The organism is Streptomyces sp. NPDC002324 (genome assembly GCF_053593335.1).
This window is the reverse complement of the sequence record NZ_JBSFCF010000030.1, coordinates 33,590-56,762: the sequence shown is the minus strand read 5'-3', so window position 1 is coordinate 56,762 and position 23,173 is coordinate 33,590. Positions and strand designations below refer to the sequence as shown.

Genomic DNA, 23,173 nt, shown 5'->3' with positions numbered 1-23,173 from the left:
TCAGTCCTTGATGGGGTTGAGGGTGAGGTAGAACGCGTCCAGCCAGCGGGTGGCGACCTGGTCCGGGTCGAAGACGCGGACCGCGAGGTCGTCGAGCAGGACGGGCCAGTCCCAGGCGAGTCCCGTGTGCAGCAGCCGGTCGGTCAGGGAGGGCAGCAGGTGCTGGTGGAGGTGGTCGTCACCGACGCGGACGATGACGTGCAGGAGGGCGTCGGCGCGGTCCTCGTTGAAGCCGGCGCGGCGTACAGCGCGTGCCAGGGTCACGCCGAGGTTGGGGCGCTTGCGCCAGGCTGCCGTCGTGTAGGGGTTGAGGTCGTGCTGCACCGGGCCGGGGGCGTCCGGCGGGCCGGGCGGGGGGTCCTGCGCGGCTGGGGGCGTCGCAGGTGTGCTGCTGGGATCGGTGACGGGGGACGGGCACAGGTCGGTGGGGTGGGGCTGCGCGGCGACTTCGCCGACGGTGTGCCGGGGGGCGGGGGTGGTGCGGGTGCGCAGTACTTCGAGGGGGTCGGCCAAGGCGATGAGGGAGGCGACGGTGTAGTGGGCGTGGCGCTGACCGTGGCCGGCGGTGCGCACGGTCAGGTATCTGTGCATCCGCAGGCATTCTTTGACCGGGCGGCCCCGGCCGTCCCGAAGGTCTCTTCGCACGCCGGGGTCGGTGCACAGGTGAAGGATCTCGGTGGTGAAGTCCTGGTAGTGGCGGCGGCGTTCGGCGGCCGTGGTCATCGGGGGCTTTCCTCTTGCGGTCGGGTGCGTGGGGGCCGGTGGAGTTCGGCCACGGCGGCGGCGATGGCGCGGGCGGCATGCCGCAGGCGGACGCGGTCGCCTGCGGTGGCGGTGCGCAGGGCCTGTGTCGCGGCTGTGGCGAATGCCCTCCGGGCGGAGAGGTCCGGATGGTCGAGCAGCTGCCAGAACGTGTGCTCGGCCAGTGGCCAGTACGCCACGCGGGCTGGTTCCACCCACGGGGACGTCGGCTTCTTCTCCGGCCTGCCGGTGATGCGGCCGTCCTGCGGGCGGTCGGGGCCGTTGACGGTGTTTTTCCATGCCTGGCCGGCGAGGTAGGTCAGCCGCCCGGCGTGGTGTTCTGCCGCTGTGACGCATTCGGCGATCCGTTCGGCGCGTTCGGGGTCGTGTTCTTGGGCCCAGGCCAGAATCGGCGGGGTGATCGCGGTGTACCAGCGGCGGTTGTTGACCTTGCCGTCCTGGTCGAAGCCGTGGACGCGGACCCTGAGGCTGGCGCGCACGGGTTCGGGCAGGTCGTTGAGGGTGTCGAAGATCTGCGGGCGGCGGAAGGCGCGGCGTTCGTCCGGTGCCAGCAGCAGTGCCTCCAGTTCCCGCCACCAGGCCTTGTCGGCGTCTGCCCGGCGCGGGTACCGGCGCAGTTCGGGTTTGGCCTTGCCGTTGGTGTGGATGACGAGGTAGGGGTCGGTGGCCGGCAGCGGTGGACGTTCGGTGGCCCAGGTCAGGTACACGTCGCGGACGCAGGAGCCGTCGTGGCCGGGCACCAGCAGCAGCGCGTGCTGGGAGCGGCCGGTCAGGATCCGACCTGGCCAGGTCATCGGGGCGGGCGGAGCGTCCGGGGTGGGCGGGGCGGGGTCTTCCCACGGGCACAGATCGGTGCCGGTCTGCTCGCCGGTGAGCTTGGGGACTTGGGCCAGGAGCGTTTCGTACAGGTTGCGGCCCAGCGGGTGGAAGGAGACCGTGGAGCGCAGGGGGCCGCTGCGCCCGCCCACGTGCCGGGGGGCGCGGCCGCCGACGGTGCGTGGGGTGCCGCCGCCGCAGGCGCCGTAGTAGTGGTGGATGAGCAGGTGTTGCAGGGCCTGGGCGGTCGGTACGGGCTTCGGGTCGAGGTCGTGGTGCGGGCTCATCCAGGCGAGGTTGTTGCCGGCCGGGCGGCCGAAGATGAGTTTGTTGATCCCGGAGGGGGCTTTGCACTGGGACGCCAGCAGCGGGTCCTGGAGCCAGGGGCGCACCGGGTCGAATACCTCGAAGCAGTGGGCAGTGTTGTCGAAGTACGCGTTCACCGCGGTGGAGTTGAAGCCGTCGGGTGAGGACAGCAGCGTCCAGCGGCGGGCGTTCCACTGGTCGGCGGATAACTGCGGGTCGTCCAGTGCGGTGATGCGGGCGGTGATGACGGCAGCGATGCGCAGCAGCCCGGACGCGGACGGCGCGATCGGTATGGCCAGGTCGTCGATGGTGTGGGCGTCGAGGAACAGCTTCCTCAGGCCCACCTGGTGGTAGGTGGTGCCGTACCGGACATCGATCCAGGGGTCGTCGGCGGCGCTGAAACGAGCGGAAACACAGGACGTCAAGGGGCGTCTCCTACGGATGCGGGCACAGCACCGCCTGACCCTGGGCAGCAGTCCGGGTCCGACAGGCACACGCAGAGGAAAAGGCGAAGAGAGCAAGGGCGGCGATGCACCAGCCGGCGAAGGGCCGGGCGGGATGGGAAAAGCGCTGGGCGAGCGTCAGGATCGGGAGGTGAGGTCGGCGGCCTGTGCCGGACGCCGTGTCGGGTGCGGCGGGTTCGGTGAGCGGACCTCGCGTTCATACCGACGCAGCTCAGGGAGACTGGCGCACCGTCACTCGCGCTTGTGGCGTGACGGGTGCGTCCGAGCCGTTTGAGCTCGTCGAACACCCCGAGATAACCACACCGCAACTAACCATGTCCAATGCGTGAGAAAGTGTGATTATCGGGCATTCTCTGCATGGTGTTCAGGCACGATCTGGGGCGTGCTACAGCAGGCATTGGGCAGGGCCCGATGCCGTGTTCCCCTGCACGTGCCCTCCGGGCCCCGTAGCGGCGGCTCCTGCCGCACCGGTACGTGCGGGTCAGTTCACCCTGTCGTGGATCAAGCCCAGTTCGTCGTCCATGCGCAGGCGATGGCGTCCGTAGTGCTCGGTGTGGGCGGGGTCGCGGACAGGGGCGGGCAGCAGGACCAGGTCGGCGAGCAGCGGATGCTGGTCCCAGCCGAGGGGGGGACGGTGTTGCGGGCCGCGGCGGGCGACCCAGGCAGCGGGCACAGGCACGGTGCGCTGCAGGATCTGGTGGACATGGCGGGGGCTCAGGTGCTTCTGGTCGGGCAACGGCTGTGTACCAGCACGGTCCAGGGCCAGCTCGCCGCCAGCAGTCAGGTAGCAGGGCAGCAGACGTCGAGGCAACGTGCCCAGGCGGGTGGCAGCCTGGGCGGAGGTCAGATACTGACGATGCAGGTCGGCCAGGGCCGATACTCGGTTGTGCGGAGGGATCAGGTGCACGGCGCTGAGGTGTTCCTCGGCCATGGTGCGCTCCAGGTGTCCGGCCAGCAGCCGGCGCAGGTTCGCCGCCTCGTCGGCGAACGGGGAGCGTTCGCCGTGGACCTGCTCAACCAGGTCCTGCACGTCGCCGGGCACGTTCAGCTGCAGGTCGTGGTTCTTGGCCTGCAGAAGGGCCGCGGTGGCGTGCAGCAGGAACGCCGGTTCCACGGTGCGCCACTCGGCCGGGACCGCGGTCGTCCCCGCAGCGCCGAGCGGCTGCAGGACCGTCAGGCGCGGCGCATGGCCCGGGCTCCACCAGCGCGGGCGGCGGCCGTTGTCCTGCCAGGACCGGTAGAAGCGCGCGAGACGGCCTGCACGCTGCAACAGCCGGGCGATCGAGGCCAGATCACTGACCATCATGTCCACGTCGATGTCCAAACTGGTGTCCAGAATGCTCGTGGTCACCACGACCAGCCGGTCCGGGCGCGGCCCGCCCGGACCGAGCACCCGGCGCAGCCAGCCGGTGCGCTGTTCGCGCGCCCAGCCGGGGAACCGGGCGTGCAGCAGCACCAGCTCCCCCGGATCACCGGGCCAGGACCGCTGCAGGTACCGGTAGGTGTCCTGGCTGTCGGCGACCGTCGCGCACCCCACCATCGCGCAGCCGCCCTCACGGGCCACCTGCGCAAGCGTCCGGCCGATCACGGCTAGCCGCTCGCCCGGCTCCACAACCCGGCTGTCGTCACCTAGCCTCCGGTAGGTCACCGGGCGCATGGTCATCCGCAGCGGACGGCTCTGGGCCCGGGAATGCCGGATACGGGCCGTCTCCTGCATCCGGTGGGCGGTGCCGGTGGCGGCATCAGCGAACAGCCATCCCGGAAAGCCCGGCGCGTAGTCCGCGGATGCAAGCCGGCCCGCATCGTGTCCGGCACCAGCCAGATACGCGGCCACCATGGCGCTGCTCGTCGAGGAGGGCATCGTGGCCGACAGCAGCACCACCGGCGTGCGCAGACTGCCCAGCCAGCCCAGCAGCCGCAGCAACTGCAGGTGGCTGTACGGGGTCAGGGCGTGTGCTTCGTCGACGACCACCGTCTTGCCCGACAGGGCCAGCAACCGCAGCACGCTGAACTCCACCGGCAGCACTGCCATCTGTGCCTGATCGACGGTCGCCGCGCTGAACTGGGCCAGCAGCGCCACGTCCTGGCTGCGCAGGAAGCCCTCCGGCGCGGTCACCTCCCGCGGCTCTCCCCTCTCCCCCGTCTCTGTCGACTCCGGCGCGCCGCTGTCCGGGGCGGCCACGCCAGTCTCGGCGGGTGCCGGAGTACCGGCCGGATGTGCGCGGTCGTGCAACGGTGCGGCTAAGGCACCGGCAGGATCAGCCTGTCCACCGGCCGCCTCAGTGGTGAGCCGTGTGTCGGTGTATGGGGCGTTCAGGCGGCTGCGGCTATGGGCCAGCGTGACCGGCACCCGCTCGGGCCGGTGGGCACGCACATATGCTTCCAGCGTCTCCCACGCGGCATCGGCGGTCGCCGTGGTCGGCATCAGCCATGCCACACCGGCCGTGCCGCACCCGTCATTGCAGATCCGGCCGACCTCCAGGGCTCCGACGCTCTTACCCGATCCCGTACCGTCGGCAATCACCGTGATGCCGACGCCGTACTGGCCCACCAGGCCGGGCAGTTGCGCCATCAGCGAGGCCTGCAAGACGTTGGGTCCTTTCAGGGTCGGGTGGGCGGTGGTGAACGGCACCGGCTCCAGGTCGATACGCTCCAGCTCCGCCTCCTCGACCACCTCGACCGCCCGAGTACGGGTGGCCGTGAAGTGCTCGGCTGCACCGAATGCCGGCATGTGCGCCGCCTGCTGCCAGTGCCCGCGCCGTCCGGACAACCGGCCCGCCAGCATCCCCACACCGGTCATCAGAACCGCCGCCTGCACCGACACACGCTCCGGAACTGTCACCGCACCGGTCAGATACCGCACCAGCGCCGCGTAGCGGGCCCGCAACTCTTGCCAGGCTGGTCCGCCGGCCGTGGCCGCGACCCGCCGTGCGGCAGCGCCGCCGCTCACATCGACCTGCAGGAACCGGCCTCCCATGCCTCCGACAACCTGTGCACTGCGCACCGCCGGGCTGCTGTTGCCGCCGGCAGCGAAGCCGAACCCGCTTAGAACGCCGAACGCAACATGCATCGAAACCCGGTCCACCTCCACCGGCTCCTCCGAAATACGGCCCGCCCCAGTCACCAGGTCCTCACCTAGCAGCTCCCACGCACCACGCTCACGCCGCTGGAAGCCCGGCACCAGCTTGCCCAACTCCCGCAAACCCGCCAGCAACGCCGTCACCGACCGCGCCTGCTCCATGCCCACACCCAGGCCGCCGGCGATCACCGCACGCTGCGAAGAGCTCAGGAACCGATCCCACAACACCGCCGCAACAGCCGCGTCATCCAGCATCCGAAACAGCAACGGATACGACGTCCAGGTCGCTGCCTCATACTCCGCCCACACCCCGAGGTCGATACCGCGAAACCGCGCATCCTCAACCACCCCCACCCGCAGTCCCCTTCAGCCACAGTTGCGCCTCTCTGCACCAATCGATCACGTAACGACCAGTACACTAGACTTACTTCACGTCACCAACGACGCACACAGGCCCATCCCGCACACGCTTGGATGATTCGCCCGAGCCACGTCCGCCGGATCAGAAGGCGTACTCCGCCCTGCACAGGCAGGGACGACTCCCCGCGCACCACCAGCGGTGCCGAGACCGCCGACTTCGCCCTGCATGAGCAGGGATGACTCCATCGGCCGTGCACTCAGGCCGAACCGCGACGGCCCCGCCCCGCACACGCAGGGATGACTCCGTGATCGACACGGAGAGGCAGGACTGGGCCCGCTCCGCCCCGCACCTGCGGGGACGGCTCGCCGCGCATCACCAGCGGCGCCAAGACCGCCGATTTCGCCCTGCACGAGCAGGGATGACTCCTACTCGAAGGCCTCGCCGTTGAGGCACTGCGCGTCTGCCCCGCCATACGCAGGGACGATTCCCAGGCGTAGCAGGTGCCATCGGATTGCCGTCTGCCGCCGTGACCTGGCGGGCCACAAGCCCCCGGTGTCCGGGGCCGATCCGCTGCAGCACCAATTCCACCCGCCGTGACCAAACTCAGCCACGCGGACAGTCTTGTCAGGCGGACAAAAACCGCAGTGGGCTCTGATACCGTCCCAGCTCAACAAGTCTCCGCCCCGCACGCGCAGGGATGGCACGTTCCCGCAGGCTGCTGATGACCCGGGGGTGCGCTCCGCCCCGCACGCGCAGGGATGGCACCGACAAATTCAACGAGGCCCGCGTCAAGTTCCTCTCCGCCCCGCACGCGCAGGGATGGCACGTGGGAAGTCCACCTCAACCCCCACGACATACGCTCTGCCCTGCATCCGCAGGGATGACACGTCGCACGGCGCCACCACCATCGAGTACCACAACTCCACCCCGCACAGGCAGAAATGACTCCCCGCGCACCACCAGCGGCGCCGAGACCCCCGACTTCGCCCTGCACACGCGGGGATGGCTCCGCGATGACGCGGTGAAGGTCGTACTGCCGCATCTTCCGCCCCGCACACGCAGGGATGACGCGGTCAAGAACGCGCGGACTGGTTCCGTGGGAAGTTCCGCCCCGCACGCGCAGGGATAACACGTGGGAGGTCCACCACAACCCGCACGACGTGTGCTCCTCCCAGCCCCCGCGCACCACGAGCGGCGCGGAGACTGCTGACTTTGCCCTGCAGAGGCAGGGGTGAGTCCTTCGTGTCCACGTCGGGAGAGTCCAACTTCAACCTCCCTGCCCTGCACACGCAGGGACGACTGCCAACGATGGGCCCCAGTCCCACGCGCCCTCAACCCAGAAGAACCTGCAGGTCAGGCGGTGCTCGCTATCGGGATTCTCACTTCAATGTCCCGCACTTTCCCATATGACGTCACATCAGTTTCTCACCGACTGTCGTCCTTGATTCTGCCGAGACTCCGACAAATGAGCACGTGACAAGGGCTACAGCAGCAGAGGGGCACAGGGCATCAAGGTGAGAGTTTCACCGGACATCGAAGTGAGACTCAGCAGCTTCTTGAGGATGTCGGGGATCCAGGGGTGGGCGATCACGTCGTAGCGGGCGCCCTTGCGGGTCTCGTCCAGCAGCCGCATCGCATCCGGGATCGCCCGCTTCAACAGCGCCGCCGTAGCTGCGTCGACGTCACCCCCATGCTCGGCGAGCGCACCCTGCACGGCCTCACGGATGAGGTCGACCGGGCCGGACGTCTCCTGGAACGTGCGCCGGGCCGGGCCCTTGGAACGCTCCGTCGCACGCGCCGGACGTGTCGTGCGCAGCGGCGCCTTCGAGGTGTGCGCGGTGGGCTGTCCGGCTAGCGGGGCAGCTGAGGCTCCGGTGGCGGTGGGCCGACAGTCGGCGGGGGTCAGGTGCTGAGCGAACCCCGCCACGCGTTGTCCGGCCGGACGGCCGCACAGCACACAGGGCTCGGGGGCGACGAGCAGCTCCACGTCGTCCCCGTCCCCGTCCCCGTCCTGGCCGAGGTCGGGCGAAGACAAGGGGGTGACGGTCGCGGCCGTGCCTGACGTGACGGGCTGCTCCGCAACCGGCGGCGCCTCGGTCTCGGTAGCGAGCTTGGCGTTCAGCCCGTCCAGCAGGTAGGCGTATTTGGTGCGGATCTCGCCGGCCGGGTCCCGGCCGCTTTCCCATCCGCTGAGGGTTGAGGGGCTCACGCCGAGCGCGCGTGCCACCTGCGCCTTGGACAGCCGGGCCCGCTCCCGCAGCTCGCGGCGCACGTGGCTGGACGGGAGTTCGGCCTGAGGGCCGACGGCGTCTAGCAGCGAGTCGATCGCGTCGAAGTCGCTCACCGGCCCGTCCCCCTCGCTTCGGTCCGCACGGTACGGCGCCTGTCGGCGGGCAGCGCCTCGCACGCTCTGGTCGGACCCGCCAGGAGATCCAGCGCGCCGATGCCGTAGTGCTCGGCCAGGACGTCGACGTCGCGCAGGCTCCAGGAGACGGCGCCCGACTGCCGGCGCGACACCTGTGTCTGCGTCAGTCCCAGCACCCCCGCGACCGACCGCTGCGACTCACCCGTTACCTGCATCAACGCGGCCACCGTCAGCCGCAGCGACTCCTCCAAGCGCAATCCCATGCCAATATCTTACCTGAAGTCATGCAACTTTCGCATCTAGATCAGCTTTTCACTATCGAAAATGCAGAAAAGCTTTCAGCGTTCTGAGGGAGCTGATGGTTCTCGGGCACCCGATGTGTCAGAGATCCATGCCGCCGGGATCACGCGGAAGCCGTCGGGCCGCGCGCCGGGCTTCCCGATCCGCCTGGCGCGCCTGTTTCACCGCACGATCGGACAGGCATCGCGGGCATACGAGGTCCACGACACGGCGGCGCAGGGCCCGGCGCAGCCGGAGCCCGGGTGGTGGCGGCCACCCACAGCAGTGGCGGCGCACCGTACGCACTCCAGTGCCCAGGAGCGCGGCGACCAGGGAGGCGTTGCCGGCGTAGTTGGCCAGGAGGAACGCCATCTGCGCCTGGTGGCCGGCCGGGAACCGGGCCGCGAACTCGCTGAGCTCCTCGGCCTGGAGGAGGGCGTCGTGGCGTTCGCAGCGCGGCGTCTTCTTGTTGTTCCGGGCGATGCCCGGCGAGCTGATGTCCATAGCTCAAGAAGCCTGCCGGGGGCCGTCTGTGGACAGCGTGCGGCCATTGACTGCTTCTCGCATGTGCCGTCACCGACAGGGGCGGCCGCCTGTCCCGGATCATTGCGATCCGCACCGCTGCTCCCCTGTGCACCTTCCAGGCAGAGGCTCCGAATGCCCGGAACCCGCCCTGAGCATCACCGCGGTGGCTGAGGACCGGCCGATGCTCCTTCCGGATGCTCGTTGATCCAGGACAGGCCGCCGATGTCGAGGCGGCGCCGGGTACGGGTGACGGCCACATAGGCCAGGCAGGCCTCCTTGTCGTCGATCCGGCGGACCGTCCCCTGCCCCATGCCGTCCAGCGGCCCGTCGGAGGGTGGGGTGAAGTCGTCTGCGATCTTCACCTGCGCCCATTCCCGGCCTTTGGCCTTGTGCGCGGTGGAGACGGTCACCTCGGCCTGGTCTTCGGGCGCGAGATGGGCCACGGCCGCCAGGATGGCGTCCGCGCCGTGGGTGTCGACCAGGTCGACCAGGGGTTGCAGATCGCGGCCGACGGGGTCGTAGGCGGCGTAGTCCTGCAGATCGCCCCAGGTGGTGAACAGCACCAGTTCGGGGTGGGTGGTGCGGCGTCCTTCCTTGAGGTCGCGGGCTGCCAGAGCCAGAGCACGCAGGCTGTCTCCTCCCCCGGCCAGCGCGACCCGGTGTCCGCCGGACAGCAGCTCCATGACCTGGGCCATGGCGCCGACGTTGGTACGGCACAGGACCGCGTCAGGCCGGGTGACGGGGCCGAGTTCGGTGGGCACGGTGTCGGCGCCGGTGAGACGGATGGGGGCGTCGGCCAGGTACAGCCAGCGGTTGGCTTCCTCGGCGAGGCGGGGGCCGAAACGGAAGGACCGGGACAGGGCAAGCTGGGTGCCGTCGAAGCCGGCCATGACGTCTTTGGCGCCGCGCCAGTGGTAGATGGCCTGAGCGGAGTCGCCGACCATGATCAGCTGGGCGTGGTCGCGTTGGGCGAGGAAGATCTGCTCGACGACGGGGTTGGTGTCCTGGGCCTCGTCGAGGAGCAGGAAGTCGGCTTCGATCTTCGGACTCGTGAGGGCCCAGATTTTCAGATAGTGGTCGTGGTCGAAGCGGATGGCGCCGTCGTCGGGGTGTTGCAGGTCCATCCAGGCTTTGCGGGCGAACGGGACGATGTGTGAGGCGAGTTGCGCGTGCAGGCTGGGCTCTTCCAGGCCGCGCAGGTGCGGGATGTGGTGGCGGGTGATCGTCGTATCGGCGGTGTGGCAGAAGCGGGCCACGGTGCGCAAAGTGACGTAGGAGAGGGTCTTTTGGGACAGGTCGCGGTCGCCGATGCGGAGGGCTTTGGTGATGCCGAGGGTCTGCCCGGTCTGCCAGGCGGGGCGGCGGGGGGCGTTCAGGCGACGGGCGTAGCGGTGGCCGACGGCGGCGTAGGCCAGGGCGTGGGCGGTCTTGCACAGGACGCTCTTGGGGAAGCGCGCGGTGGCGTCCTGGGCGATGGCCCGGTTGTAGGCGAGGTAGCGGCCGCGGCGCTGGGTGGCGTGGGCGAGCTGGGCCAGCGTGGTGGTCTTGCCGGTGCCCGCACCGGCCTGCAGGGCCAAGTGTTCTCCAGCGTGGAAGGCGGCGGCCGCGGCGGCCTGTTCGCCGGTCGGTTTCAGCACGGCGCGGCTCCGGAAGTGCGGGTCAAGGCGTGCCCGACGGCCGCGATGAGATGGACGGGCGTGGTGTGGGCGAGCAGGTCTTGCAGGGCCCGGTCGAGGCGGTCGGCCTCGGCGCTGGCGTGCTCGGCCAGGGCCCGGTGAACGGCCATCTGGAGGAAGAGGCGGAGTGGTTGTCCCGCGCTGTTGGCGGCGGCCTGGAGGTCAGCGTGTGTGGCGGGCGGGTAGGCGACGTTGAGGAGGATCTTGCCGTCCGCGTCGGGGTAGTGCGTGGTGATCACGTCGATGGGGAGCAGTTTGCCGGTCTGGTGGCGCAGTCGGTTGAGTGCCTTGCCTGGGGTTTTGGCGGATACCAGGGCCATGAGGTGGGTGGTGTCGTGGTTGGCTGCGAGCGGCATTGTGCGGGTGGCCTGGTGGAGTTCGGCTGGGGTGAGGGGCCGGGTCAGGGTGATGTCCAGTGCGTGGTGCGGCATTGTCATCCCTTCCCGTGGTGGCCGGGCGTGGTGTGGGGCAGGCGGGTGTGGATGTGTGCCGCGTGGAGGAGGGGGTCGAAGACCTGCCATCCGGCCAGGGCGAGGTCGGCAGCGCCTGGATTGGTGGCGTGGGCGGGGCATCGTTGGGTGCGCCAGCGCATCTGCTCGGTGTACGGCAGGCGGCTGAGGTCGTAGACGGCCATGAGTGTGGCGGGCAGGGTGAGTTGGCCGCGTTGTGGGCTTGCGGGGAGCAGTGTCCATAGGCCTTGGGGGGTGTTGGGGTCGAGGACGGGCTGGGGGCAGCGGTGGCGGTGTCGGGTCTGGGCTACACACCGGATGCCTTCGATGGGGGTCTCGGCGAGGTAGCGGCCCAGTAGGAGTTGCACGATGGACCGGGCGGGGCGGTCGCTGTCGGCGGGTGGCTTGCAGGCGGCGGGTGGGGCAGAGGTGAAGACGCCGGTGTCGATGAGGCAGCGGGTGCGGATGGCGAGTTGGCGGCGTACCGCGTCAAGGTGCGGGCCTGTCCGGGTGGTGGGGGTGCGGTCCGGGCAGAGCATGGCGTGCGGGACGCGGCACCAGGTGCTGCCGTCGCCGTGGGGGTGGGCGATGCCGCTGCTCAGGTGCCAGCGGCAGGATTCGGGGACGTCGGCGGCGGTCAGTTCGGCGGGGTGCAGGGCGATGGGCCGCTGGTCGGTGCGCTGGTAGAAGTCGATGCGGTTGCCGCATCGGCGGCAGCGGCCGCTCTGGCCGGCGCGCAGCAGGCGGCTGGGGCTGGTAGCGGTCACGCGTAGCGGGCGGCGCGTCGATGTGGTGCGGGGGCTGCCGTCCCAGTGGCGGCCGGTGGAGAGGGTGTTGGGGTGCATGGCGGGGACCGTGTCAGGCGACACTGCGCGATGGTGGGGATGGACAGGGCCGTGTCCCCCGGGCGGCCCAGCGGCATCGAACGCGCATGCCAGTCGGCGTACACAGGTTTGATGCGTGCTCGCCGGTTCGGGTGAATCGTCAAACGGTGGGAGAGCGGGGGCAGTGCGGTCAGGAGTCCGGGGTGCCGGGTGGGGTGTGGTTGTCGCAGATGGGGCCCAGCAGGTGGTCGATGGGGACGTCGAAGGCGTGGGCGAGGGCGTGCCAGGTGGTGACGCTGCCGGTGGTGCGGCCGTGTTCGAGGTCGATGAGGGTGCGCCGGGCCAGGCCGCTGCGGGCGGCGAGTTCGTCGAAGGTCCAGCCGCGCGCGTCCCTCAGCCGCGCCAGCGTCACGCGCAGCGCAGTGAGGTCGGGGTCGGGCGGCAAGATCGTCACTCCACCATCCGACGGTGCAGACCCCTGCCCTGTCAGTGCGGGTTCCTGCACTATCGAGGCAGGTGGACGACGGACGGTTCGGCACTGCGGGAGGGCAGGGATCTGCACTACGGTGCGGCCGACTCCCGCTCTTGCACTGGGAGGGCACGGCACCTGGACAGCACGGATTCGGAGGGGAGGGCAACGGGCCGATGCGCGTTGCCAGCACGCACGCCACGGTGCAGCGCATCTGGACGGTGGAGCTGCGCCCGCAGCCGGGCGGACCAGCTTTGACCTGTCCTCGCTGCACGCTGCACGGCCACCCCGTGCAGGCCGCCTCCGCACGGTCCGCGGCCCTGGCCCATCTGGCCCGGCACGCCCGCACCGACGCCCTGCCGGGGCATCTGCGTACCTGCCAGTGCAGGGCACGCGGCTGCCAGTGGCATCCCCGCCACCGCGGCTGTGCAGGACCGGTGCTCCTCGCCCTCACCCGTGACCGCAGCGGCCGCACCTGGCGTCTCGCCGACGCCTGCGCCGCCTGCGCGGCCGCCACCAGTCACACGGCCGTTGTCCCCGCCACCCTCCTCGCCCCGCGCCCTCCCGGACGCGCTCGATGCCGGCCCGGGCCGCCGGGCGGCCCGGCCGAACGCACCCGTGTGCGGGAGATGCTCACCTATCTGGCAGCGGCACTCCCCCAGTTCACCTCCCCCGGCGCCCGCCTGCTCGCCCTGCAGTGCGCCCTGCGCTCCGACGCCCACGGCTGTGTCCAGCTTCCCGGTGGCCTGCTGCGCAGCATGCGGCTGCGCAGCCGCAGCGAGCTGTGGGAGGAGCTGGAACACACACGCTGGCTACGCCGGACGGCCGACAAGTATCCGCGTACGCAGGCGCAACTGCTCGATGCCGCAGTCCTCTCCCAGCAACCGGGCAGCCGAGCCCGGGCCCGCGCCGCACACTGGGCCCTGCGCCCCACTCCCCTGGCACCGCCGACCGGACGGCCTGCAGCTTTGCAGCTGACCGCACTGACCCTTGCCTCGCACACCTCGGGGGCCGCTGGCAATACCGACATGAGTGTGCTCGCCCGCCTGTGCGGATACTCACCCCACCAGGCCGCCGAACTCCTCGACCGGCTGACGGCAACGCGCACACTGGCCATTTGGCACCACGACCGCGAAACTGATGAGGTCTTCTGGCACCTGCCTCAACAGCTCGCCACAGCACGGGCCAGTGAGCCTCGACGGCACTGACTGCGGTGCGTGGATGAGAGGGCGGCTGAGCGCAGGACGTCCGCCCGAGCGGAACAACCGGCTCCGCCCGCCCGTACTATCGCTACACGGGAACAGACTGCACCAGGTGCGGCCGCCCATGACTCGATCAAGCCCTGCGGAATCACCGCCCAGCCCAGGCGCCCGCTCTGGGGGTTGCTTCAGCCCGCGGCCGCGCCCCGAGGAAAGGCCAGCATCATGCCTGACGCCCAGACCGCCACTACCGAACTGACATCGCAATACACGGCCCAGGTGGCAAGCGACCTTGAGCGCAATGCCAAGGAGCAGGACCGCATCGGCGCGGAGATCGACGCGCTGCAGGAACAACTGCGCGCCCTGCAACACGACCACACCGTGCTGACGAGCATGCAAAAGGCACTTGGCTCCACAGACACCGCCGCGCAGCCTGCCCCCGAAGCGGCGGCAACGCCTCCCTCGGTACCGCGGCAGAAGACCACCGCGCAGCCCGGTGCGGGCAAGCGGGTACGGGCGAAGAAGACTGCCGCCACGCAAAGCGGCAAGGCAGTCAAGAAACCGGCCACCAAGAAGCCCGAGACCGCAGCCAAGACAACGGCAGCGAAGACGGCCCAGCCCACCCTCGTCGAGTTGATCCGCCGCCACCTCGCCGATCAGAGCGAACCCCGCTCCGCAGCGGAAATCGCCACCGCACTCGGCCAGGCACACCCCGACCGCGCCATCAAGACCACCGTCGTACGCACCACGGTCGAAGGACTTGTCGCCAAGAGCCATGCCCAACGCACCAAGCAGGGCAGCTCCGTCTACTACACCACCACCGGCACCCCGGAACCGGCCGCGACCACGACGGCCCCAGCCAAGGACCAGCCCGACACCAACTGATCACCGGAGCACTACCCTTTCGGGGTGCCTGGTTCAGGTGGGACCCAGTCCCGTCGGCGCCGTACGGAACGTACGCCGGTAGGCCAGCGGGGACACCCCGATCGCCGCGTGCAGATGCTGCCGCAGCGAGGCCCCCGTCGCGAAGCCCACCTCGCCCGCGATCCGGTCCACGGACAGATCGCTGGACTCGAGCAACTGCCGTGCCCGGTGGACCCGTTGCTGGATGAGCCAGCGTCCGGGGCTGGTGCCGGTCTCCTCCTGGAAGCGGCGCGCGAAGGTCCGTGCGCTCATCCGCGCGTGCCCGGCCAGATCCGCGAGCGTCAGCGGCTGGTCGAGGCGCTCCAGGGCCCACTGCCGGGTCGCCGCCGTTCCCGCCGAGGACGGGTCGGGGACGGGCTGCTCGATGTACTGGGCCTGTCCGCCCTCCCGCCACGGCGGTACGACACAGCGCCGCGCCACCCGGTTGGCGAGCTCGCTGCCGTGGTCCTTGCGTACGAGATGGAGGCAGACGTCCAGTCCGGACGCGGCCCCGGCCGAGGTGAGGACGTCGCCGTCGTCCACGAACAGCACCTCGGCGTCCAGCGCGACCCTCGGGAAGAGCCGGCGGAAGGTGTCGGCCAACACCCAGTGCGTGGTCGCCGGCCGCCCGTCGAGCAACCCGGCCGCCGCGAGCAGGAAGGCGCCCGTGCAGATGGACACGATCCGCGTACCCGGCCGGATCCGGGCGAGTGCGGCCGCCATCGGTTCCGTCAGCCCGTCCGAGACGAGGGTGTGGTCGAACGGCGGGATGACCACCGTGTCGGCGGTCTCCAGCGCCTCGGGGCCGTGCTCGACGGCCACCGTGAAGTCCGCCCTGGTGCGCACCGGGCGTCCGTCGACGGTGCAGGTGCGCACGTCGTATCGCCCGTCAGCGTAGGCGAAGACCCTGTTCGGGATGCCGAGTTCGAAGGGGTAGACGCCTTCGAGTGCCAGCACGGCCACGCGATGGGGGCGGTGCCCCCGAAGCTGGACCGGATGAACCTCATGCCCCATGGCACGATCCTATCGAATGCTGGCAATCTTGCCATTGCCGGGTGATGGCCGCCTGCCGCAGTGTCGACGTATGACTGATTCGAATGCATCGATGCGTGCGGTGAGCCAGGACGTCCACGGCGGCCCCGAAGTACTGAAGGAGATCGAGGTTCCGCGGCCGGCGCCCGGCGTCAGCGAGATCCTCGTCGCCGTCCACGCGGCAGGTGTCAACCCCACCGACTGGAAGCACCGGGCCGGCGGCGCGTTCATCGGCGAGCCGCCGTTCGTCCTCGGCTGGGACGTCTCCGGCGTCGTCGAGGCGGTCGGCTTCGGCGTCACCCTCTTCAAGCCGGGCGACGAGGTCTTCGGCATGCTGCCCTACCCGCACGGCGCCGGCTCCCACGCCGAGTACGTCACCGCCCCCACCCGGTCCTTCGCGACCAAGCCCTCCTCCCTCGACCACATTCAGGCGGGCGCCCTCCCGCTCGCCGCCCTCACCGCCTGGCAGGCCCTCGTCGACACCGCCGACGTCCGCCCGGGACAGCGCGTCCTGATCCACGCGGCCGCGGGCGGGGTCGGCCATCTCGCCGTACAGATCGCCAAGGCCCGCGGCGCGTACGTCATCGGCACGGCGAGCGCGGGCAAGCACGCGTTCCTGCGCGAGCTGGGCGCCGACGAGGTGATCGACTACCGGACCGTCGACTTCGCCGAGGCCGTCACCGACGTGGACGTGGTCCTCGACCCCCTCGCGGGCGAGACCCGTACCCGTTCTCTGGGCGTGCTGCGCAAGGGTGGAACCCTCGTATCGCTCCTCGGCGGCGGCACCCCGGAGGAGACCGAGAAGGCCGCGGAACGCGGTGTGCGGCTCGAAGTGCTGCTCGTGGAGGCCGACCACGCGGGCATGCGCGCCATCGCCGACCTGGCCGGCTCGGGCAAACTCCGGGCCCACATCGAGGCTACGTTCCCGCTCGCCCAGGCCGCCGAGGCACACGCGCTGGGTGAGACGGGGCGCACGACGGGCAAGATCGTCCTCACCGTCCGCTGACCCGCCGGGCCGGATGCCGGGGTCACGGCTGCCGTGACCCGGGCCCCTCCACGTCACCCCGCGCGGCAGCGCACTGTCCGGATGCGCGGTGCGCGCGTTACTGGGCACGGTGAGGTTTTCTCCGGCCGACGGTGATTTCCCTCAAGGGGTTTGGTGACGTGGTCGCTGCGCACGAACGCCGATCCACGCCCGGTCACGACGCACTGACTGGTGGTTGCGGTGCCGATCACGACGATGGAGGACACGCTCTCGGTGATCGGCGGGGCGTGTGCTCTTGCGGAGCAGGGCCCTGCCCGCCGCCGCCACATCGCGTGTCCACCTGGGCGTCGGGCTGTGCACACGGGCCACCGACCTGGCGTGACTGCGAGCCTTCGCCCAGCAGAACCGCTCGCCGGTTACGAGGACATGAGGGCTGTCCACCTGTTCCACGTCCTCGTGATCAACGAGGTCTTCACTCCCGGCCTCGACGACCTCGCCCGCTGTGCGCGCGTGGTCGCAGCTGGAGACGGCCAGGCGGGCGTGGCGGGCGAGGTGTCGCTTCGAGGGAGAGATGCGTGGACGCGGGCGTCGCCGGCCCAGGAGACGCGTCAGCTCTTGGGGCCGAACATGTAGGCGTTGGCGACGTCGATGAGGGCGGCGCCCTGGTAGGTGGGGTAGCGCTCGGTGATGGCCTTCTTGTAGGCGTCGCCGTCGTCGCCGAGGAGTTCGCGGCCGGCGTTGACGTAGTCGGTGAGTTCGGCCCAGATGGCGGGGGTGGTCGGTTCGCCGTGGCCGGGGAGGATGGTGTCGTACTCGGTCTCGGCGGCGAAGCGGTCGATGTTGGCCTGCCAGCCGGGTGACGGGATCCCACAACTGTACGGTTCCGTCCTTACCGCTGGTGGCGAGGAGACGGCCGTCCGGGGAGAAGGCCACCGAGTAGACGGATCCGGCATGGCCGGTGAGCCGGTCGCCGACCGGAGTACGGGTGACCGGGTCCCACAGCCGCACGGTCCTGTCGTCGCCAGCCGTAGCGAGGAAACGGCCGTTCGGGGAGAACGCCATCGACATGACGGGCCCTGTGTGGCCGGCCAAGGTGAAGCGACCTTGTGTGACAGCGGCGGCGTGTGGCCCGGGAAGAGGGCGCGCTGGGGGAACAAGACTTCCCGGTGCAGTCCTTTCCGGTTCGGATGTCTGCGGCGAGGCAGCGAGCGTCGGCCGCCGACGCACAGCGGTGCGCAGAGCATTGAGTGACTGCCAGCGATTGCGCCACGGCATCAGCTCCGCAGCACGGCGGTCGGGCGGGAGACATTCGTCGCCGTACTCGTCTCAAGACATCACGGCCCGCACTAGCCAGATGAGCTTGTCGAGCGAAATGAACTGCTCGCCGACGAAGACCTTGCTCATGGTCCCCTTCGAGCAGGCGCTGGTTGCAGCAGCGTCCTGCAGAACCTTCAGCCCGCGAGCGCGGATGCGGTCAAAAGACGGCGCACCCCGCTCCGAGCGCAGATTTGTGAGCTCCTGCCCTAACTGCCGGAGCACCTTTTCATACGTGATGTCCTCTGTGCCCTGCACCATGCCGCCCCCCGGCTCGCCCCTGTGCCCAGGCTAGAGCGGCAACCGCCTGACAGCACCGAACTTGACTGAACACCACTGAACACGGAGCAAGTCGACCAGGCGTGTTCAGCAGTGTGCGTGTCCTGATCGAAATACGTCCGGACTGTTCGATCCGTGCAGGTCAGCCTGCAATTGGCAAGCATGGTGAGAGGCATGAACCCGAACCCGCCGGTGGACTCCGGCCCAGCGGGCGGCACCGAGCCGGAGTCGCCGTTCCTGTCCCTCCACACCACCGTTGTTCTGCTCACCGCACTCGTCATCGGCCTGGTGGCGGGCGGTCTGACTGCGCTCACCGGCGCTCCCGTCGCGGGTGCGGTGCTGGCCGGACTCGCCGCGGCCGGCCCATCCGTGCCGGTGCTGCGCTTGCTCATCGGCGCCTCCCGCGAAGGCACTTCCCGGTGAACCGCCCAGCAATGTCGCCGGGCCCCACCCATAGCGCACGAGGGCTGTCCGGCTGAAGCCCTATGAAGCCTTTCGCGAAAAGCGACCACCCTCCACACGCCACCGCCTACCGCCCCGACTGGTCACCCCGTCCAGCGTTGCGGTCGGGCAGGACATCGGTCCGCTCACCGGTGTGTGCGAAGTCACCGCAATTTCATGGCCGTTCATGCCTTTAGTCGGCCTTACGGCAGGAGGCTTTTACGTTGCCCTTACTTATGATCTTTACGGTCCGTCACCTTTTCATGTGACGCACAGCAGTGTGCAAGGTGCAAAAAATAGGGGGGTATGTGAACAGAAGGTTCACAACGGTGGCCACATCTCTGGCTCTGTCTTTTGGTTTGGCCGTCCACGCGGCAGGGGCGACCTACGCGGCCGATGTGACGGCCGAGGCGGACAAGGGTTCGGCGCAGAACGCGGTTGCGCGGCAGAAGGTCACTAAGGCCGCGGATGTTCAGTCCGCCCGGCTGGCCGCAGTGCTGGGGGGGCGCGCGTGTCGAGGCCGTGTCCGAGCGCTCTGCGGATTCCACGACGTGGGTCAATCCGGATGGCAGCCTGACCACGGAGACCGCGTCCGGTGACATCCGGGTGCGCGAGGGCGGGCAGTGGAAGCGCATCGACACCACGCTCGTCGACACGGGAAGCAGTCTGGAGCCGGATACCGCTGTCGCCGAGGTGACTCTGTCCGACGGTGGTTCGGGGGACTTCGCCTCGGTCAGCCGGGGCGCGCTCACCTTCGGTCTGGACTGGGGTAAGGCTCTCCCGGAACCCCGGGTGGATGGGGCCACCGCTGTCTATCCGTCGGTCGTCCCGGACGGCGATCTGCATGTCACCGCTCTGCCACACGGGTTCACCGAGTCGCTGATCCTGAAGAAGCGGCCCACTGAGCCGGTCGAGCTGCGGCTGCCCGTCACGCTGGACGGGATGGACCTGGAGAAGACCAGTCAACGGCACCTGCGTCTGGAGGACAGCGACGGCGATCTCATAGCCAGCGCACCCGCGCCCCGGATGTGGGGCAGTGGCACGGATCCCAAGTCCGGTGACCCGGCTCGCTCGGCGGAGATCGCCACCACAGTCGAGGAGACCGCGGAGGGCACCGTCCTCGTGCTGCGCCCGAGTCAGGAGTTCCTCTCGGACCCGAGCGTCAGCTACCCGGTCACCATCGACCCGACGACCACGCTCGCCGCGTCGACCGACACCTGGGTCGCTACGAACTATCCGGACTCGCAGCGCGGTTCGACCGAACTCAAAGCCGGCACGTACGACGCGGGCACCACGAAGGCCCGCTCCTACGTGAAGTTCGACGTGGCCAAGTACGCCGGCAAGCACATCCTCAGCGCCGAGCTGCGGCTGCACTCGTACTGGTCTTCCAGCTGTTCCACCACAGGTGCCGGCGTTGCGGCACGGCGGATCACCGAGAGCTGGGACCCGAGCGCGGTGACGTGGGGCGCCCAGCCGGCGACGACCGATACCGGGGCCGCTGTCTCGACGTCGTCGTACGGCCACGACGCGGCTTGCCCGGCGAACTTCATGCGCTGGAACCTGGCCGGCATCGCGCAGGCATGGGCGGACGGAGAGCCCAACCACGGGCTGCAGATCAAGGGCGTGGACGAGACCGACTCCTCGACCTGGCGCCGCTTCAGGTCCGCGAACTACGTGGACGGTTCCCAGGGCCCGACCGAGCCGGCGCTGTCGGTGACGTACAACACCAAGCCCGGCGTGGCATTCCCGGTCAGTCCGGCCAACGGCACGGTCACCGCCGACACCACGCCCACCCTGTCGGCGAAGGCCACCGACCCCGATGGTGACACCGTCCGTTTCACCATCGAGGTGTGGAACGCCGACGGCACCACCAAGATCGCTTCAGGGCAGACGCCGTACACCGCTTCCGCAGCCACAGGCTCGTGGACCGCGCCGACGCTGGCCACCGGGTCCTACAAGTGGCGCATCTCCACCTACGACGGCACCGACTGGAACGGCACGTGGTCGGCCTGGCGCACCCTCACCATCGACACCTCCGTGCCCGCCGCACCCACCCTGTCCTCCACCACCTATCCGGCCGACGGCCTGTGGCACGGCGACCCGGGACAGAGCGGCACCTTCAAAATCTCCGACCCGGCGGGCAAGGCGGTCTCCGCCGAGTACAGCCTGAACGAGGGCACCACTGTCGTCGCCACACTCACCGGCGGCACGGCCACCCTCCCTCTGGCACCCGCGGCCCGGGGGACGAACATCCTGACCGCCCGGGTGAAGAACCCCAACGGGGTCTGGTCCGAGTGGGGCACCTACAACTTCCTCGTGGGCAGCATCAAGGGAAGCCTCTCCGCCTCGTTCATCAACGACATCGCCGAGACACACTTCTTCGAGACCCTGCACCCACCGGTCGACGACGACAGCCTGGTCGAGGATCCCCCCGCGGACGAGAGCTACCCGGACATCGACGACACACCGGCCGACTTCGTCGAGCAGATCGACCCCGAGGCGGTAGAGACCGAGGACTCCGCCAAGGCCGTCCCGATCGCCCAGCTGCCCGAACGCGCCGACCAGGACATCATCGGCACCAGTTCCGACGGGAACACCCAGACCGCCGTCAATCTGCCCGCCGCCATGGCCTCCCCGGCAGAGTTGAGCAGCACGGACCTGGTCATCTACCCCAACACCCAGACCGACGCCGACACCCTCGCCATACGCAAGAACAACAGCGCGGTCGAGGTCTTCCACCTGCTGCGCAGTCCCAACGCCCCGGCCTCCTTCACCTACAAGCCCACCCTGGGCCCCGGGGAAGTCATCACCGAGGGCGAGAACAACACCATGATGATCTCAAGCCCGGCAGGCGGCCTGACAACCTTCATCACCGCCCCACTGGCTCTGGACGCCAAGGGCAACACCGTCCCCGTCACGATGACCCTGTCCGGCGACGACATCGTCGTCTCCCTCGCACCCGCCACCGGCCAGAGCGTCACCTACCCGGTTCTCCTGGACCCGGGCTACGGCTACGGCAGCGTCACCGAGGCGGAGAGCGACTACTGCTTCTGGAACCCCTACGACTGCTCGATCGCGCACGACAGGGCGAACGTAGCCTTCAAGAAGGCGCAGCAGCTCTACCCGGACAACACTCTCTTCCAAGGCACTGGTGATGCGTTCCGCCACTGCTACTGGAACGCGCTGATGGAAATTCGCCTCTCCACCAAGGACGCGTACGAGATCGCGACGCGGCACGAGTCCAAGTCCAAGGGGGTCGACAAGAAGATGGACCTGCGCAACAACTCCATCGGCCGCGGCATCGGACGCAAGAACGACGGCAAGACCAGTGCCGGCACCCGCAGTAAGAAAGCGTGCATCAACGCCCAGAAGAATGGCAGCCTGTGGATCATCAAGAGCGGCAGCCTCGTCAGGAGCAACAAGTGACCTCAATACTCAGCCAGCGCGTGGCGCCCGTCCTTCTGCTCCTGCAGGTGGCCTACATCGGGCTGTTCGCCGTGCTGATCACGACCCTGCCACCGGACACGGCGGAACTCGATCACACCGAGACCTCGGCACTGGACACGGCGTTGTACGCCGCGACCATGCTCGCCATCGTGGTCGCCCTGGTAGGCGCCGCCGCGCTCCTGGCACTGGAGAAGATCCGCTCGCGTACCCCACGGGCGGTGCGCGCGGGGTGGCTGGTGGTCGTCGCGCTGGGCCAGGTCGCCATCGCCGCACGAGCACTGATCAACGTCCTCGGCCAGGACCCCGGGCCGGACATCGTGTTCGGTGCCGCTATGGCGGTGTCCGCCCTGGGCATCGCCGCCGCGTGCATCATCGAGGCGCGCGGATCCGCGCCGATCAGGCCGCACGTACAGGCGTAAAAGGTCTCCCCACCACATAGTTCGTGGCGCCCCCAAGCTTCCAGTGGGGGCGGCACGCTGCTTGTATGGCCCATATTCCCGCTGTTCGGACTCGGCCGAGCACGCGGTTACGTCCCAGGAACCGCTCGCGAACCCGTGTGCGCTGGGTGCGAGGTCGTGGGGCGGCCGTGGCCAGGCAGACAGCTGTTCCGCGAGGGCCTGCAGCGGCCCGGCTTCCTCGCCCAGAGGTGCCTCATGACGAGGCGAGGGCACGATGTCGCCGGTGGTGACACGCCGGTTCCTGCCGTCGGGCAGACCGTCCCAGTGCTCTTCGTCGACGACCCGAACGCCTTTGCCGACCGCTCGCGGGTGAGCGGCCAGCAACGTCGAGCCGTCGGCATCGGCGATGGTGGAGTGCAGCATGACCTGGGACTTCGTGGCCCGGACCTCGATCAGCTGGCGGGAGCGAACCTTGCGGGCCGACACCGAATAGAGGTTTCCGGCGAAGGCGACGAGGCAGTCCTTACCGACCGGCCGCAGATGTCTCTGGGTGCCCACATAGGGCGTCTGGGGCAGCGGCCGCAAGGCCATGTGGTCCCGGACGGCCCGCAGGCCGATGACCTCGCCGTGGGTGCGGTGGGTCCGGACCCACCGCAAGGGAACCCAGGCCATGAACTAGAGTCCATCTCCTCGATGGAGACAAAGGCCCGGCCGGCCAGGACGTGGTCCCGAACGATGTCGACCTGCCGCTCGACCCGGCCCTTGCCGGTGGGAGGGACTGTAAGACGTTCGGCCCTGTC

18 protein-coding genes and 2 pseudogenes are annotated in these 23,173 nt (G+C 69.5%); 6 read left to right on the top strand and 14 right to left on the bottom strand.

Going from position 1 to position 23,173, the window contains the following annotated elements; translation table 11 throughout:
- From ACWCRJ_RS31535 to ACWCRJ_RS31490, 10 genes and pseudogenes are all read right to left on the bottom strand, one after another.
- On the bottom strand, positions 1–723 hold the full coding sequence (locus tag ACWCRJ_RS31535; RefSeq protein ID WP_450942492.1) for a hypothetical protein: 723 nt from the start codon (positions 721–723) through the stop codon (positions 1–3).
- Positions 720–2,309: a type I-E CRISPR-associated protein Cse1/CasA gene (gene casA, locus ACWCRJ_RS31530; protein WP_450942491.1), complete on the bottom strand. Its 1,590-nt coding sequence runs from the start codon at positions 2,307–2,309 to the stop codon at positions 720–722. The genes ACWCRJ_RS31535 and casA overlap by 4 nt, the downstream gene beginning before the upstream one ends.
- A gap of 520 nt (positions 2,310–2,829) precedes the next feature.
- Entirely contained in the window at positions 2,830–5,781 is a 2,952-nt protein-coding gene (locus ACWCRJ_RS31525) for an HD domain-containing protein (protein WP_450942490.1), read from the bottom strand.
- A 1,559-nt stretch (positions 5,782–7,340) separates the two neighbouring features.
- Positions 7,341–8,132 (bottom strand): annotated as a pseudogene (locus ACWCRJ_RS31520) (helix-turn-helix domain-containing protein); the annotation flags it as partial.
- A complete protein-coding gene (locus ACWCRJ_RS31515) occupies positions 8,129–8,416 on the bottom strand; it encodes a helix-turn-helix domain-containing protein (RefSeq protein WP_450942489.1) in 288 nt (95 codons plus the stop codon). The gene ACWCRJ_RS31515 and the pseudogene ACWCRJ_RS31520, both read right to left, overlap by 4 nt.
- A gap of 118 nt (positions 8,417–8,534) precedes the next feature.
- Entirely contained in the window at positions 8,535–8,936 is a 402-nt protein-coding gene (locus ACWCRJ_RS31510) for a hypothetical protein (protein ID WP_450942488.1), read from the bottom strand.
- A 176-nt stretch (positions 8,937–9,112) separates the two neighbouring features.
- Positions 9,113–10,591 carry a UvrD-helicase domain-containing protein gene (locus tag ACWCRJ_RS31505; protein ID WP_450942534.1) on the bottom strand — a complete coding sequence of 493 codons (1,479 nt, stop codon included), beginning with the start codon at positions 10,589–10,591 and terminating at the stop codon, positions 9,113–9,115.
- The gene (locus ACWCRJ_RS31500; RefSeq protein ID WP_450942487.1) at positions 10,588–11,070 is read right to left on the bottom strand and encodes a hypothetical protein; all 483 of its coding nucleotides are present in this window, start codon (positions 11,068–11,070) and stop codon (positions 10,588–10,590) included. Before ACWCRJ_RS31500 ends, ACWCRJ_RS31505 begins: the two co-directional genes overlap by 4 nt.
- Positions 11,067–11,927 carry a DUF6083 domain-containing protein gene (locus ACWCRJ_RS31495; protein WP_450942486.1) on the bottom strand — a complete coding sequence of 287 codons (861 nt, stop codon included), beginning with the start codon at positions 11,925–11,927 and terminating at the stop codon, positions 11,067–11,069. The genes ACWCRJ_RS31500 and ACWCRJ_RS31495 overlap by 4 nt, the downstream gene beginning before the upstream one ends.
- A gap of 169 nt (positions 11,928–12,096) precedes the next feature.
- Entirely contained in the window at positions 12,097–12,360 is a 264-nt protein-coding gene (locus tag ACWCRJ_RS31490) for a helix-turn-helix domain-containing protein (protein ID WP_119580613.1), read from the bottom strand.
- A 191-nt stretch (positions 12,361–12,551) separates the two neighbouring features.
- Here ACWCRJ_RS31490 and ACWCRJ_RS31485 point away from each other — a divergent pair, with 191 nt between their 5' ends.
- Both ACWCRJ_RS31485 and ACWCRJ_RS31480 read left to right on the top strand, forming a co-directional pair.
- Positions 12,552–13,583, top strand: a complete 1,032-nt coding sequence (locus ACWCRJ_RS31485) for a hypothetical protein (protein ID WP_450942485.1) — start codon at positions 12,552–12,554, stop codon at positions 13,581–13,583.
- A gap of 216 nt (positions 13,584–13,799) precedes the next feature.
- Positions 13,800–14,459, top strand: coding sequence for a hypothetical protein (locus ACWCRJ_RS31480; protein WP_450942484.1), 660 nt, complete (start codon positions 13,800–13,802; stop codon positions 14,457–14,459).
- 33 nt (positions 14,460–14,492) lie between these two features.
- Here the strand turns inward: ACWCRJ_RS31480 and ACWCRJ_RS31475 are convergent, their stop codons facing one another.
- Positions 14,493–15,491, bottom strand: coding sequence for a GlxA family transcriptional regulator (locus ACWCRJ_RS31475; RefSeq protein WP_450942483.1), 999 nt, complete (start codon positions 15,489–15,491; stop codon positions 14,493–14,495).
- A 91-nt stretch (positions 15,492–15,582) separates the two neighbouring features.
- Between ACWCRJ_RS31475 and ACWCRJ_RS31470 the strand changes: the two genes are divergently transcribed.
- Positions 15,583–16,515 carry an NADP-dependent oxidoreductase gene (locus tag ACWCRJ_RS31470; protein WP_450942533.1) on the top strand — a complete coding sequence of 311 codons (933 nt, stop codon included), beginning with the start codon at positions 15,583–15,585 and terminating at the stop codon, positions 16,513–16,515.
- Positions 16,516–16,656: 141 nt separating this feature from the next.
- Here the strand turns inward: ACWCRJ_RS31470 and ACWCRJ_RS31465 are convergent, their stop codons facing one another.
- Together ACWCRJ_RS31465 and ACWCRJ_RS31460 are read right to left on the bottom strand one after the other, a co-directional pair.
- Entirely contained in the window at positions 16,657–17,769 is a 1,113-nt protein-coding gene (locus ACWCRJ_RS31465) for a WD40 repeat domain-containing protein (RefSeq protein ID WP_450942482.1), read from the bottom strand.
- A 51-nt stretch (positions 17,770–17,820) separates the two neighbouring features.
- Complete coding sequence (locus tag ACWCRJ_RS31460; RefSeq protein ID WP_450942481.1) at positions 17,821–18,069, bottom strand: hypothetical protein; 249 nt, start codon at positions 18,067–18,069, stop codon at positions 17,821–17,823.
- Between the two features lie 192 nt (positions 18,070–18,261).
- On the opposite strand from ACWCRJ_RS31460, the gene ACWCRJ_RS31455 reads away from it, so the two are divergent.
- The 3 genes from ACWCRJ_RS31455 (at position 18,262) to ACWCRJ_RS31445 (ending at position 22,394) form a co-directional block, all read left to right on the top strand.
- A complete protein-coding gene (locus tag ACWCRJ_RS31455; protein ID WP_450942480.1) occupies positions 18,262–18,510 on the top strand; it encodes a hypothetical protein in 249 nt (82 codons plus the stop codon).
- Positions 18,511–19,050: 540 nt separating this feature from the next.
- Positions 19,051–21,954 (top strand): DNRLRE domain-containing protein, encoded by a 2,904-nt coding sequence (locus ACWCRJ_RS31450; RefSeq protein WP_450942479.1) that lies wholly within the window; start codon positions 19,051–19,053, stop codon positions 21,952–21,954.
- Positions 21,951–22,394, top strand: coding sequence for a hypothetical protein (locus ACWCRJ_RS31445; RefSeq protein ID WP_450942537.1), 444 nt, complete (start codon positions 21,951–21,953; stop codon positions 22,392–22,394). Before ACWCRJ_RS31450 ends, ACWCRJ_RS31445 begins: the two co-directional genes overlap by 4 nt.
- A 372-nt stretch (positions 22,395–22,766) precedes the next feature.
- On the opposite strand, the pseudogene ACWCRJ_RS31440 reads toward ACWCRJ_RS31445, so the two are convergent.
- Positions 22,767–22,964: pseudogene (locus ACWCRJ_RS31440) on the bottom strand (Mu transposase domain-containing protein); the annotation flags it as partial.
- Positions 22,965–23,173 lie beyond the last annotated feature (209 nt).